General features: G+C 50.5%; 7 protein-coding genes. 6 read left to right on the forward strand and 1 reads right to left on the reverse strand.

Annotated features, from left to right (window positions below; translation table 11 throughout):
- Nucleotides 1-29 precede the first annotated feature (29 nt).
- The 6 genes from recC (at nt 30) to yafN (ending at nt 13936) form a co-directional block, all read left to right on the forward strand.
- Entirely contained in the window at nt 30-3497 is a 3468-nt protein-coding gene (gene recC, locus ACN0RF_RS09615; protein ID WP_417438825.1) for an exodeoxyribonuclease V subunit gamma, read from the forward strand.
- Complete coding sequence (gene recB, locus ACN0RF_RS09620; protein WP_417438826.1) at nt 3494-7207, forward strand: exodeoxyribonuclease V subunit beta; 3714 nt, start codon at nt 3494-3496, stop codon at nt 7205-7207. Before recC ends, recB begins: the two co-directional genes overlap by 4 nt.
- Complete coding sequence (gene recD / locus ACN0RF_RS09625; RefSeq protein WP_417438827.1) at nt 7204-9141, forward strand: exodeoxyribonuclease V subunit alpha; 1938 nt, start codon at nt 7204-7206, stop codon at nt 9139-9141. The genes recB and recD overlap by 4 nt, the downstream gene beginning before the upstream one ends.
- Entirely contained in the window at nt 9134-12292 is a 3159-nt protein-coding gene (locus ACN0RF_RS09630) for a DUF3427 domain-containing protein (RefSeq protein ID WP_417438828.1), read from the forward strand. Before recD ends, ACN0RF_RS09630 begins: the two co-directional genes overlap by 8 nt.
- A gap of 195 nt (nt 12293-12487) precedes the next feature.
- Nucleotides 12488-13549, forward strand: coding sequence for an alpha/beta hydrolase (locus tag ACN0RF_RS09635; RefSeq protein WP_417438829.1), 1062 nt, complete (start codon nt 12488-12490; stop codon nt 13547-13549).
- A 93-nt stretch (nt 13550-13642) separates the two neighbouring features.
- Complete coding sequence (gene yafN, locus ACN0RF_RS09640) at nt 13643-13936, forward strand: type I toxin-antitoxin system antitoxin YafN (protein ID WP_054490425.1); 294 nt, start codon at nt 13643-13645, stop codon at nt 13934-13936.
- 1 nt (nt 13937) lies between these two features.
- On the opposite strand, the gene ACN0RF_RS09645 is transcribed toward yafN, so the two are convergent.
- Nucleotides 13938-14573, reverse strand: a complete 636-nt coding sequence (locus ACN0RF_RS09645) for a hypothetical protein (RefSeq protein WP_417438830.1) — start codon at nt 14571-14573, stop codon at nt 13938-13940.
- Between the last annotated feature and the right edge of the window lie 193 nt (nt 14574-14766).

Below are 14766 nucleotides of genomic sequence, written 5' to 3' on the forward strand. Positions count from 1 at the left end.
TTACAGCAACCCTACAGGGAGAGCAGCGAGTGAGTGAATTGACCCCCGGCTTTATTGTCGCGCATGGACATCGGCTGGAAGACCTAACCGATGTGGCGGTTACATTCACCCAAAACTATCCGCTGGCGCCGCTGGAGCAGGAAACCGTGCTGGTGCAAAGTAACGGTATTGCCCAGTGGCTGAAAATTAATTTAGCCCAGGCCAGTGGCATTGCTGCCATGATAGATGTCACCCTGCCGGCAAGGTTTCAGTGGCAGGCATACAGAGCCGTGCTCGGTGACGACATCCCCAAAACCTCTCCCTTTGATAAAGACCGCCTAACCTGGCGATTAATGCGTCTTTTGCCTGAGCTTATCGAGCACAACCCACACTTTGCACCGCTTAAACACTATACCTCCGACGACAACGACGGTCGCAAGCTGTATCAGTTAAGCGGGCGATTGGCTGACTTGTTTGATCAGTACGCGGTGTACCGTGCCGACTGGCTGGATAACTGGGTGCGTGGTCAGGATGTGCTGGAGCAGGAACAACCAGTTGAAGCCGAACAGTTGTGGCAGCCGGAATTGTGGCGCGCAGTTAGTAACGACATTGGCATAGATGACTACTGGAATAACCGGGCCGAACTGCATCAGCGTTTTATTGATACGGCGCAGGCGCTGACTGAGCGTCCGGCGGGTTTGCCGCCACGGGTGGTGGTGTTTGGTATTTCCTCGCTGCCGCAGCAAATGCTGCAGGTGCTGGATGCCATAAAAGGCTACACGCAAATTCTGTTGTGTGTGCATAACCCGTCGCAATACCACTGGGCCGATATTGTCGACGGCAAAGAAGCTTTAAGACAGGCGGTAAAAGCCTCTTCGCGCTTAAAACACAAACCGGAACTGCCCGACGATCCGAACGACGACGAACTGCACCAGCTGGCGCATCCGTTGCTGGCGTCCTGGGGTAAGCAGGGTCGTGACTACATTCGCCTGCTGGATTTATACGACGAAACCCTGGCCAAACAGGAAGCGTTTAACACTATTAAACTGGAGCTGTTTGAGCCACATAATACGAACCATTTACTCGCCCAGTTGCAGGACGACATTCTAAATCTGCGCCCAGTTCAGGAAACCCGCGAGCTTTGGCCTACGCCGAATACCGCCGATAAGTCACTGCAGTTTCATGTTTGCCACAGCCCGCAGCGCGAGCTGGAAGTGCTGCATGATCAGTTACTGGACGCGTTTGACAAAGACCCGGAACTCAAACCGCGTGATGTTATGGTGATGCTGCCCGATGTGAATACCTACGCGCCATACATTGATGCGGTATTTGGCCGGTATCACAACCGCTTTGGTGAGCGCGACCCACGTGCCATTCCTTATACCATTGCCGACCAGGGTGAGCGACATCAACGGCCGTTAATGATAGCGCTGGAACTATTGCTGCAAGTTGACCAACTGCGTTTTACTCAGACCGATTTATTCAATTTATTGTCGGTACCGGCGGTGCAGCAACGCTTTGACATGAGTGACGATGACCTGCCGCAGTTAAAGCGCTGGGTAAAAGAAGCCGGCGCACGCTGGGGGCTGAATGCTGAGCAGCGCGGGCAGTTTTATATGCCGGCAGCGGAAGAAACCAACAGCTGGTGGTTTGGCTTAAAACGCATGATAGCCGGCTACGCCATGGGTGATTTGGCTGACGTTGGTGCAGAAAACGACTCACCCTGGGCTAACGTAGAACCTTATGCCGAAGTGGCCGGGCTAAGTGCTGCGCTGGTGGGGTGCCTGGCGGATGTGGTGCGCACGCTGGAACAATGGTGGCAGCACGCGCAGGGTGGACACAGCTTACCGGAGTGGGTCACTCAGGGCGAGTGGCTGCTGGAACAGTTTTTTGAGGCTGAAGAAGACAGTGACCGCTTACTTTTAGCTAAACTGAGTGACGAGTTGTATCAGCTACGGGATATTTGCGTAGAGGCGGATAACGAATCCCAACTGCGCCTGCCCATATTTAAAGACGCCTGGCTGGAGCGCGTGGACCAGCAGAACCTGAACCAGCGCTTTTTAGCGGGGGCGGTAAACTTTGCCACCTTAATGCCCATGCGGGCCATTCCGTTTAAATACGTGTGTGTGCTGGGCATGAACGAAAGTGATTACCCACGTTCAACACCGCGTGTGGACTTTGATTTAATGACTGACCGCTACCGTCCGGGTGACCGCTCGCGTCGAGACGATGACCGTTACTTGTTCCTGGAAGCCATGCTCTCAGCCCGCGACTGCTTTTACCTAAGCTGGGTGGGTTACAGCGCTAAAGACAACAGCGAGCGCACGCCCTCGGTTTTGGTAGCGCAACTGCGAGATCACCTGCAGCAAGGTTGGGAAGTGGACATTGACGCCCTGACGGTTGAGCACAAATTACAGCCGTTTAACCCGTATTACTTTAACCAGGAAGACTCGGACTACTTCACCTATGCCAGCGAGTGGGCGCAGGCGCATCAGGGTGCGGTGGCTTCTAAGAGTCGCATGGCTTCGGGAACGGTTGCCGACTACGAGCTGGAACGCACCCTGAGCATTAACGACATTAAACGCTTTATTGAAGAGCCCGCCCGGCTGTACTTTAACTGGCGACTGGATACTTACTTTAGCCGCAGCAGTGAAGACCTGGACGACAGCGAAGCCTTTGTTATGGATAACCTGCAAAGCTGGTCACTGACTACACGTTTGGTGGATGCGGGCAAACGAGCACTGCTTGGAGGGGCTGGCATTGAAGCCTCTTTATTAAAAGAGCTGAACCGAATTAAACGCGAAGGGGCTCTGGGCATTGGTGCAATAGCCGAGCAAAATGGACTTCAGTTACTGGAGCAGTCGCAGGAGATACTGGAAACCTATCAGCAGAGCATTGCTGGTTATTCGGGTGTGAATGAGTTTCCGGAAACGGTGTTTTTTGAGCACAGCGGGCTGACTATTGATGACACAGTAACCGGGCTGCACAGTAATGAGAACGGCGAGCGCCTATGGGTGGTTACCTCGGCCAGCAATATTGCGGCTAAAAACGGTAAAGGTATAAACAGCGGCGGCTGGAAGCACGCCAGCGCGTATTACCTTGGTCTGTTGTTATTGAATTTACAAAAGCCGACACGGCTTTTAATTGTGTCCAAAGGGGGTTGCCAGTTGCAGGTGGCGCCGGTGCCCGCTGAGCTTGCGGTACAACAACTGGAGCAAATACTGGAACTGGTGGCCCTGTCAGCGCAGCAGCCGCAGCCCATGCATCTGGATGTGGGCATGACCTGGCTAAGCGCAATGGACAAGAACGGCCAGGACGAAATGCTGGCGCATGAAGCCGCCCGACAGAAATACGAAGAAGAAGGCTTTCAAGACCCGGCGCTGGTCACCAAAAGCGATTATTGCGGGCGCGTTGCCGAAAGTTACCAAGCCATTCAGGCATCACCGCACTTCCGCCGCTTTATGGACGAACTTTATGACCCTATGCGCTTAACCCTGGTGCCGGAGGAAAAGTCATGAGCCAGTTACCGTCACATACCTCAGGACATACGCTAGAGAACCCGCTCGATTTTCCGCTGAACAGCAGCCGCTTAATTGAGGCCAGCGCCGGTACCGGTAAAACCTACACCATTGCTGCGCTTTATGTGCGTTTGGTTATTGGACATGGCTCGCATAATGGTACGGAAGAAACTGCGTTTGATCGCGAACTGGTGCCGAAAAACATTCTGGTCATGACCTTTACCAAAGCTGCCACCGAAGAGCTGAGTGACCGTATTCGCGCACGCTTAGCCGAAGCCGCAGCTTACTTCCGTGATCCGGAAGCGGTAGAAGGCGACCCTTTCTTAGCCAGTTTGCGGGAAGACTGCGCGGCGCAGGGGCAAAATCTGATGCATCTGGCGCGGCTATTGGACTTAGCCTCGCAGTCCATGGACGAGGCGGCGGTGAAAACCATTCACGGCTGGTGCCAGTCCATGCTGAAAGAGCACGCCTTTGCCAGTGGCAGTTTGTTCAGCCAGGACGTTGAAACCGACAACGAAGAGCTGCGCCTGCAGGCGGCCGAAGACTACTTCCGGCGCTTTATTTACCCGGCTGACGCTGAACTCAGCGCCCGGTTGCTGGAAGATTTTAAATCACCCGAAGCCTTGTTAGGGCTGACTTACAGCTTAAGTAAGAGTGGGCAGGCGCCGATTGATGGTGACTTGCACAGCCTGTTGAAAGAAGCTGAAAGCGCGCATCAGCAGCGAATGGCTTGTATAAAGCAGGAAGTTGCGCCTATTGTGCAGGATTTGGTTGATAAAACCTCACAAGCTAAGGGTGCAGCAACCAAACTTAAGCAGTTTCAGAAATTTGCGGACTGGTGCGGCGACCCTGACCTGGTTGAGCCCGAAGCCACCGCGGCAAACTGGAAAAACATTAGCACCGACGAGTTACAGAAGTTCGCCGAGGCCAAACTTGGCGGTATGCCCCAAAGCTGGGCGGTGTTAGGCGAGCTGCAGGAACGCATTAAGCGCAGCAAAGTACAGCAGCAGGAAGAGCTAGCTAAAGTAAAACAACACGCGGCTTTCTGGGTGAGCAACCGCTTTGCCGAGTTGCAAAACCAGCGCGCCGAAATGGGCCACGACGACATGCTGACGCGTTTACGTGACGCGTTGAAAGGACCCAGCGGTGAAGCCTTAGCTGCGGCTATTCGCAAGCAGTATCCGGTGGCTATGGTGGACGAGTTTCAGGACACCGACCCGGTGCAGTACGAGATTTTTAACCGCATTTATAACCTGGCGAACCCGCACCCGGGTACCGGTATTTTCCTGATTGGTGACCCCAAACAGGCCATTTACAGCTTCCGTAACGCCGATATTTATACCTATTTAAAAGCCCGGCGCGATACCGAAGGCCGGCATTATAATCTGGCGCGGAACTTTCGCTCGTCGCAGGCCATGGTGGATGGCGTTAATGCGCTGTTTGAGCGCGCTGAAGAGCTGCCGCGCGGCGCTTTTCTGTTTAAAACCGAAGCAGAAAACCAGCTGCCCTTTAACCCGGTGGGTGCAAATGGGCTGAAGCGCACTTTCAAGCATTGCCTGTTATCAAGCAATTTAAAAACTGCACCGGCGCTCTTGTGGTCGGTGTCCGGCGAAGAAAAACGTAATAAAAATGACTTTTTCCGGGCTGCCGCGAACCATCACGCTAACTTGATTGCCTCCCTGCTTAACGACCCGCAGGCGGGCTATTACGACGGTGACGATAAGCTGGAACAGCGTGTCAAAACCAGTGACATTGCGGTGCTGGTAAACAACTTTAACGAAGCCAACGCCATTAAAAAGGCGCTGAGCGATCGCGGGCTGAAAAGCGTTTACTTATCGGATAGAGAATCGGTATTTGCCCAGCGGGTCGCGAAGGATTTGCTGGCGCTGGTCAGTGCCTGCGCCGAGCCGCGCGACCCGTCGCTGATACGCAGTGCCTTAGCTACTCAGATACTTGGCCTGCCGCTGAGTGAGCTGGAGCATATTCACAGCCACGAACGCGAGTGGGAGCAGCGGGTAGAGCAGTTTTTAAGTTATCACGACCAGTGGCAGCGACAGGGTGTACTAGCCATGTTGCACAGCCTGCTGCACGACCATCAGGTGCCGGCCAAGCTGATGGAAGACCGCATTCACGGCGAACGCCAGCTGTCCGACGTGCTGCACATTGCTGAGTTGCTGCAACAGCAGAGCCTGGTACTGGATGGTATTCCGGCGCTGGTGAACCATTTTGCCGAACAGGTGAACGAACGCCACGGCTTTGGCAGCAACAGCCGCACCCAAAGCGACGAGCAGCAACTGCGCTTAGAAAGCGACGACGAACTGATAAAAATTATCACCATTCATAAGTCAAAAGGCCTGCAGTACCCGCTGGTGTTTATGCCCTTTGTGGCGTACACCCAGGCAGAAGCCTACCGGATAAAACCGCCGGCGGTGTACCACGATGAAAACGGTGAGCTACAAGTATTGTGGTCAAAAGACGACGACAATAAACAGCGCTTGAGTAATGAGATCCTCGCAGAAGACTTACGCAAAATGTACGTGGCCGTTACCCGCGCGCAGTACGCGACCTTTATTGCGCTGGAAGCGGTGAAAGAACATCGCAACAACCCGCTGTTTTATCTGCTGAACGGCGGCGAGTCGTTAACCGATGAGCTGTACAACGAAGTCAGCGAGCGCTGGCAGCAGGCACCGCACACACAATTAACGCGACTGGAAGACGACGAGCCTTTAGTCCGTGCGTTGGAGCAGGAACAAACAAGGCCGAAGCTGACACCGCGCAGCATGCCCGCAGACCGCAAGCTAGAGCGATGGTGGGTGGCCAGTTACAGCGCGTTGAAATACGAAGGCGCCGTGACAAAAAGCGTGCAGGCACCGCAGTCGCCCGATGAAATGAACCTGTTGGACGAGCGCGACGATGACGAAGCGGAAGTCGCCAGTGCCGCCGAGCCAAGCCCGGACAGCATTCATCATTTACCCAAAGGCGCGGGGCCGGGTACGTTCCTGCATAACCTACTGGAAGAGTCGGCCAATATGGGTTTTGCGCATATTGCGGGTGGCGCCGCGGAGCGTACTGAGTTGGTAAAAGGCTTTTGTGTCAGCCCTTATTGGCAGGAACATCAGAACAGTCTGGAACATTGGCTGAATGCCTATTTGCACAACGAATTCCCCATTAATGACAGTGGTGAAAGCGTGAGCTTAAGCGCACTGGAGCAATACAAAGCTGAGCCGGAATTCTGGTTCGGTGCCAGCGAGGTTAACGCACAAAGACTGGATGCTCTGGTTCGCGAACATATTCTGCCGGGGCATGAACGCCCGGCGCTGGAACCCAATGTGCTGAACGGCATGCTCAAAGGCTTTATCGATTTGGTGTTTGAGCACGACGGCAAATATTACGTGGCAGATTATAAGTCCAACTGGCTGGGCGAAGACGACCACGCTTACACCGAACAAGCCATGCGCGAGAAAATTCTGCACAGCCGTTATGACCTGCAATACGTCATTTACACGCTGGCTTTGCATCGCCTGTTAAAAGCACGGTTAGACAGTGACTACGACTATGACACTTACGTTGGCGGTGCCGTGTATCTGTTCTTGCGTGGGCATAGGGCGGAAACCGGCGGGGCATTTTGTGACAGGCCGCCACGGGCGTTAATAGAGCAGCTGGACGCACTTTTTGCGGGTAAGGACTTGTCCGATAAGGAGCCGGTATGACAGAAGTAACCTCAAACACCTTATTTGATGCCCTGCGTGAGTGGCGCGACGTCGGCTGGATACGCTCAATAGACCTGGCGTTTGTCGAGTTTTTGCAGCAAGCCGGAGAAACGCACAGTGAAGTGCTGCTGGCAGCCCTGTGTGCCTCGCACGAAGCCGGGCGGGGGCATACCAGTATTGATATAAAAGCGTTGCAGAAAGAACCCGAGACCGTGCTGAATTTACCACCCGAGAACCGCTATTCCCCAAACTGCCTGAATCCAGGTGAATTGTTTCGCGAATTTGGTACCGATGTGGAAGCGGCTTTAACCCAAAGCCACTGTGTAGACGCCGACGGCCAAGGCAATCAGCCGTTAGTGTTCAGTGGCAGTAAACTGTACCTGCGCCGCTACTGGCAGTACGAAGCCTTTATAGAGAGTGATTTGCAGGCGCGCATGAGCGACCGTCCCGTTACCAACGACGACTTACTGAAAAGCACGTTGGCGAAGTTGTTTGATAAACCTGACGGTGACAAAACCGAAGAGATTAACTGGCAGCGCGTGGCCTGCGCTAACACCGTGCGCAACCGCTTTAGCGTCATAACCGGCGGGCCCGGCACAGGTAAAACCTACACCGTAGTGCGCTTGTTAACTGCGTTGCAGCATCAGACCTTATTCCTCGGCTTACCGCCCTTGCGCGTATCGCTGGCAGCGCCTACCGGTAAAGCCGCCGCACGACTCACTGAGTCCATAGAAAGCGAGCTGACTAAGCTGCGGGGTGATGCAAAACTCGCCACCCTGAAAGACGCCTTAGATTCCATAAAACCTGAAGGTAAAACCCTGCACCGCTTACTGGGTGTAAAACCGAATTCGCGCGCCTTTAAACACAATGCCGACAACCCACTGCGCACCGACGTTGTGATAGTCGACGAAGCCTCAATGATAGACATTGAAATGATGACCGCGCTGCTAAAAGCCACACCCAAAAACGCGCGGCTGGTGCTTATTGGTGACAAAGACCAGCTAGCTTCCGTAGAAGCAGGCGCCGTGTTGGGCAACCTGTGTGAAGGCGCAGACCAAGGCCACTACCACACAGAAACCGCCCAGTGGTTGCAGCAAGTAGCCGACACACCAGCCTTCCCAAGCGACTTAATTGACGACAGCGGCGAGCAACGCCTGCAGCATGTTGTGAAATTCCGCAAAAGCTACCGCTTCAAAGGCCCTATTGCCGACCTGGCCAACGCCATTAACCGACAAGACAACGCCGCAACAAAACAGGAACTGGAAAAAGCCAAAGTCGCCGATGAAGACTATCCCGTTAGCCTGTACGAAATTAGTAGCTTAGATGATGCGAAATTTGAGAGCTTAGTGCGCCGTAGCCTGACGTTACACGTCAGGAGCAATACTGACACCAACAATGATGCCGCTACAACCACCAACGCCGAGGACATCAACAAACTCGCCCAAGAAGCCCTAGAAAACCTAAGCAACTTCCAAATCTTGACCGCCCTGCGCGAAGGCCCCTGGGGCGTAAAAGCCGTTAACCAAAAAGTCGGCGACATACTCGGCGTAAACGCCAACACCTGGTACGAAGGCCGCCCCGTTATGGTCACCAAAAACGACTACGGACTGAAGCTGAACAACGGCGACATTGGCCTAACCTTTAAAGACCCCGAACACGACCACCTGCGCGTCGCCTTTCCCGATCAGAATCAGTCTGAAAATAAGAGTGTGCGCTGGGTACTGCCCAGCCGCCTCACCCACATAGAAACCGTGTACGCCATGACCGTGCATAAATCTCAGGGCTCCGAATTCAAACACACCGTTATGGTTCTGCCAGACCACGACAGCGCCGTCCTAAGCAAAGAACTGCTGTACACCGGGATTACCCGAGCTAAAGAGCGGTTGAGTTTGGTGGGTAGTAAACTATTTAGCCAGGGAGGCAAGCGTGTCTAATTTATACCGTGGCATTTATGACTTGTTGCAAACTTCTGCTGTTAAGGATGGGTTATCTGAACAGGACGGTCATCTTGTTTCTGATTTAGAAAATCTAAGCCTTGAAGTTAGCCATAATCGTTTAGTGGAGTCATTGTCAGAACAACTTTCGCTTGTGCTAGCGGCAGTGGGAGAAGGTGAAAAGCTAACTGATAACGAAAAACTGAGTCAACAAGTTGAGCTTTTAAACGGGCTGCTTCAACACGCTCGCAGTGCGCTTAAGGATGAGACTGCTGCTGAAATTATTGACGAGTTTATCTCTCCTCCTCAAGTGTTGCGATCGCTTTACCGAAAAGGTGAGCAGCCAGAACTGCCTCAAATTGGGCTAGCACAGCCGTGGCTATTTACCGCGGGAAAAGACTCACCAGCTTTGCTTAATGAACTCATTGCAGAGCTATCCAGTTGCAACCATGTAGATATTCTAGTTAGTTTCATTACAGTCTCTGGTGTCCGAAAAATTCATGATGTTTTAAAGCAAATTACAGCGACTGACGCGACCGGAAAAAGTAAAACGTCGATTCGTGTACTTACCACGACATATATTGGCGCTACAGAGAAAAACGCGTTGGATATGCTCGCTAAGCTTCCTAACTGTGAGGTTCGTGTCTCTTTAGATGGACGGCGGACGAGGCTTCATGCAAAGGCCTGGATATTTGAACGTAAGACAGGTTTTGGTAGCGCTTATGTGGGCAGCGCCAATTTATCTGGAGCGGCCTTAATGGGCGGATTAGAGTGGACTGTGAAGTTCACAGAGCGAGGGCAAGAGAATCTCTATTCGAGAGCAAAGGCACATTTTGAGACCTTGTGGGAAGATGGAGAATTTCAACCTTATGATCCGAATGATCGCGAGCATGTTGACGCACTAGAGCAAGCCTTAATTCGAGAGTCTGGCGGCAAGTATTCACTTGAGCATGTCACCACAACGTTTTTTGATATTACCCCAAAACCGTTTCAAGCGGATATTCTTGAGCAACTAGATAATGAAAGGGCACACGGGCGCTATAAAAACTTGTTGGTTGCTGCCACAGGGACAGGGAAAACAGTCATGGCGGCGTTTGATTACCGCCGAATTTGTGAACAGGAGAAAGGAAGACCTCGATTATTATTTGTTGCGCATAGAGAAGAAATTCTTAGTCAGTCATTAATGACTTATCGGCAAATACTAAAGGACTCGAACTTTGGCGACCTATTAACAGGGCGACATAGACCTCAACAGTATGACCACTTATTTGCCACCATTCAGAGTCTACGTTCGCAAGGAATCTTAGAGCGTTTCCCGGAGAACCATTGGCAAGTTGTGGTAGTTGATGAATGTCACCATATTGCGGCGCAAAGTTTTGATGACGTTGTGTTTCGTATGCAGCCGAAATACCTACTCGGTTTAACAGCGACGCCCGAACGAGCGGATAACAAAAACGTACTAGCGTATTTTGATTCCCGTCCAGATGGCTCCCCATCAGTACAAATGCGGCTTTGGAATGCGTTAGACCAGCAGTTATTGGCTCCATTTGAATATTATGCCTGTGACGACGGACAAGACTATCGTGATGTTAACTGGGCCAATGGGGATGGACGTATAGATCTTCATAATATTCTCTCTGAAAATGACGTGCGTGCGCGCAATGTTATTCGAGCATGGTCCGAAGTTGTTAATACGGTAAGTGACTCAAGAGCGTTAGCATTTTGTGTGGATGTCGAACATGCACGATTCATGACGCAACAGTTTAATAAGGCAGGGATCTCCGCTGCGCTGATTTATGGTGAAAGCTCTAAAGATGAGCGAGTGTCATTACCTAAAAAGCTCGCCCATAAGGAAATCAATGTCTTAGTGACAGTCGATCTTTATAACGAAGGTGTCGATTTGCCTTTTGTCGATACACTTTTATTGTTAAGACCTACTCAGAGCGTCACTTTATTTCAGCAGCAAATAGGGCGCGGATTGCGTTTACATCCCGAAAAAGAGAGTTGCCTAGTTCTAGACTTTGTCGGTCAACACCGAGCAGGGTTTCGTTTCGACGTGTTATATGGAGCTATCACAGGGTTAACGCGAAACGAAGTATTTGATGGTGTTAAAAATGGTTTCGGAAAATTACCTAGCGGTTGTTATTTACAATTACAAAAACAAGCACGCGAGTCTGTTTTAGGAAGTTTGCGCGAAGCTATAAATCAAAGATGGAACCAGCTTCGAAACGAACTCAATCACTTTGCTCGAATAAAAGGCCGTAGCCAAGTTGGACTGTCAGAGTTTTTAACGGAACAACAGTTAGAGCTTACGGATATTTATCGAGGAAGTGGTAACAAAACGGGATGGACAAATTTACAGCGGGCGGCCCAACTACTGCAAGGCGAAGGCAATGATGTGGAAACCTACTTTAGCCGGCGCTTTATTAGCTTATTACATATTGATGATCCAGAGTATTTGCAGTTTATTCAGAGAGTATCTGAAGCCAATCAACCTGCTAACCTGAACCAGCGAGAAAAGCAATACGCGCAAATGCTGGCATATCAAATAGATGGGCAAAACAGCCAAGTCGGGAGCGGCAAAGAATTTATTCAGCGACTGCATGATGAGTCGGAAGCATGCGGTGAATTAAATCAGCTATCGCGATATCTTGATGCGAAAACAAACTATGTATTCCACGACTTACCAGGGCTAGAAGATACAGCTTTAAAACTTCATGCATCCTATCAAATACGCGAAATACTCACTGCGGTTGGTTTTCTAAGTGAAGATCATCGTGCCCCTTTCCAGGCAGGAGTATTGCGTTTGCAGGATAGGAAAGTGGAACTGCTCTTTGTTACTTTAGACAAAGCAGACGCGCTGCACGAAGGCGTTGCCTATAACGATTATGCGATAAGTCGCGACAAATTCCATTGGCAATCACAGAATACCGCTTCTTCAAATACTCCAACGGGTCGTCGTTATATTGAGAGTGGTACTAATGGTTGGCAATTCCAATTATTTGTAAGAGAGAATAAGCAAAAAGCCTACAAAGCTTGCGGACCTGTGACGTTTATCGACAGCCACGGAGAGCGACCAATGAATATAACCTGGGAGTTGAAAAATAAACTCCCAACTCGGCTTTATCAAGCATTTAGTGTGTTGCGGTAGGGATAACCTGCCGTAACATCTAGCTCTGCTTGATAGCCCCTAATTGCTCCCACCCCAAATTAGTTCTAATATACCCCCACGACCCAGTAACTTACTGATCTCATGGCTCTTTCCTTTAAAAGCTTAACCCGTTCATTTGCCTATCTTTTTGTTCTGTTCACCGCTGCCAGCGTACATGCGTCCGAAATCTTCACTATGGAATCTAAGCTCCTTGATGAAGGGATAACGGCAAGGGTTGCTTTGCCGGAAAGCTATGAGCATTCAGACAGTTTTCAGTATCCGGTGCTACTGGTTATGGACGGTTCAACGCAGTTTGAACACATAGCGGGTAACGTTAATTTTTTAAGTACGTTTTCTATTGTGCCGGAAATGATTGTTGTCGGGGTCAGTGCGAGGAACCGCTTAAAGCGTTTTACTCACACAAAAATGGAAGCCTACGCTGACCGCTCTGGCGGTGCTGAGCAGTACACCCAGTTTTTGCAAGATGAGCTTATGCCAGCGTTGCAGAAAAAGTACAGAGAGTCGCCTTATACGGTGGTTACTGGGCACTCGTTGTCGGGGCTCTACACCAGTTATCTGGCGACTCACCACTCAGATTTTATCAATGCTGCAATATCGGTGAGCCCAAGCCTTTGGTGGGATGATTTTGCGCTTATCAATGACATAAAAGCGGCAGAGCAAGAGGCAGAAAAGCCGGCGGTACGTTGGTTTGTCAGTATGGCGAATGAGCCTAACGAAATGGCCGAGAGCTATGAGCGTTTATTGAACGTGCTGGAAGCGAAGCCGGAATCGGTTTTTAACTGGGAATCAAAGCAGTTCCCCAACGAAACTCATGACAGCACGCCGCTAATTGGCAATGTCGAGGGGCTTAAATCCGTTTTTCGTGGTTTTAACGCGGTGCCGAATATCGAAATTAAGTCGCTGGAGCAGTTGCAGGCGTTCTACGCTGATTACGAAAAGACGGTGGGTTACGACTTTCCTATGTCGGTTCAGCAATACAACGTGTATGGCTTAAAGGCCGCTTATGAAGGCCAAGTTGACTGGGGACAGGCTATTCTGGAGAAAGGCGTTGAGGTATTCGACCAGTCCGAAGTTTTATGGGACAGCCTGGCAACGGTTTATTCAATGAATGACAACAACGAGAGTGCGCTAAAGGCCTCGAACAAAGCGGTGAAACTCGCACGCGAGCATCAGTCAAAGTACATCAGTGAAATTGAAGCGCAGAATAGTGATTTGAAAAAACAGACAGAAAATTAAATTGTACATATTTATGTATATTATTTTGTTTGTAATTGCGTATGTTTTATGGCTATAATTTAGTCAATAGATGTAAAAGTGGTGAGGTAGAGTATGAACACACAAACTATATTGGCTGAAAAAACGGTATCTGCCAGTGACGTGCGCAAGCACCCCTGCCAGTATTTTGAAGCTGAGCCTGTGGCGGTACTTTCCCACAATAAAACCGCTGGTTATATGGTGGGTGCCGAGTTATTTGAAGCCATGGTGCGCCAGTTGGAAGCCTGCAACCCTAAAGTAGAGTCCCTTTTTAGGCCGACAGCAGCGCGGCTAAAGGCTATTAGCGCCGACGCAGAGAAGCTTTTAGCTGAAGCGAAAAAGTCTGATCTGGATGACTCAAAAAAGTAAATTAAACCTGCCGCAGCACATCTAAAATTCCTTGGTCTTTCGCTTTTTCTTTTGCTGATACGTCAAAATAGTCGTTGGCTTTTACCCTATCTTCCCAAAACTTCACAAAATCCATGGGCTTATCCGGGTCTATCTGCTGAGACTCTGGCGTAAAGGTTTTGTGTAGGCTGGTTTTGGAGATTTGAAAACTCATTGCGCTACGCTGCTCACGAGTAATAACGCCAGCATCAAACAACTGGCTGGCCAGTTCGCTCATGTCGTTAGGCGAAATCTTACGCGCATTAAAGTTTTCAGTTATTGATATGGGAATATTGGACTGTTTGCCGTTATTGCCTTCTTCCGCCTGACGACGCATCGCATCTTCGAATAGCTGATCGCGCGCTTCCATCAGACTGTTAAGTTCGTCTTTTTCTTCTTTGGTAAGGCTGGATTTACTCTCAAGCTCTTCTATCTTTTGCTCAATTTCTTCCAGATGCCCGGTATCAACACCCATACGATTCAGCAATATACTGCGGTAGGCATTGTCTATCAGCGACTCACGGTCTTGTTCCGTATTGCCAGGTTCCTCAGTTTTATTACTTTGCGTCGTTGTTGTCGTCGGATAACTCGCGTTATTACTCACAGGGTTCATGTTCATGGCTTTTCCTTATCCAAAATTGGCATTGCCGGGTGGCAATGTTTTGCCTGTTTAGTGCGTTATTCGCGTTTATGGATAGGAAACAGCAAGAGGCGTGCCAGTTTCGGTCTGTAGCGAAGACGTAAAAGCTGAACTACACTTTCAATTCTTACCTACAAGGTTGTCACTTGACAACTTAGTTGTTGTTGTATAA

Source organism: Idiomarina sp. (assembly GCF_048260185.1).
GTDB lineage: Bacteria > Pseudomonadota > Gammaproteobacteria > Enterobacterales > Alteromonadaceae > Idiomarina.

What these genes read in the sequence shown, in the direction of transcription:
- recB (WP_417438826.1), top strand. Translation starts at nt 3,494, where the DNA reads ATGAGCCAGTTACCGTCACATACCTCAGGACATACGCTAGAGAACCCG.
- recD (WP_417438827.1), top strand. Translation starts at nt 7,204, where the DNA reads ATGACAGAAGTAACCTCAAACACCTTATTTGATGCCCTGCGTGAGTGG.
- ACN0RF_RS09635 (WP_417438829.1), top strand. Translation starts at nt 12,488, where the DNA reads ATGGAATCTAAGCTCCTTGATGAAGGGATAACGGCAAGGGTTGCTTTG.
- yafN (WP_054490425.1), top strand. Translation starts at nt 13,643, where the DNA reads ATGAACACACAAACTATATTGGCTGAAAAAACGGTATCTGCCAGTGAC.
- ACN0RF_RS09645 (WP_417438830.1), bottom strand. Translation starts at nt 14,573, where the DNA reads ATGAACATGAACCCTGTGAGTAATAACGCGAGTTATCCGACGACAACA.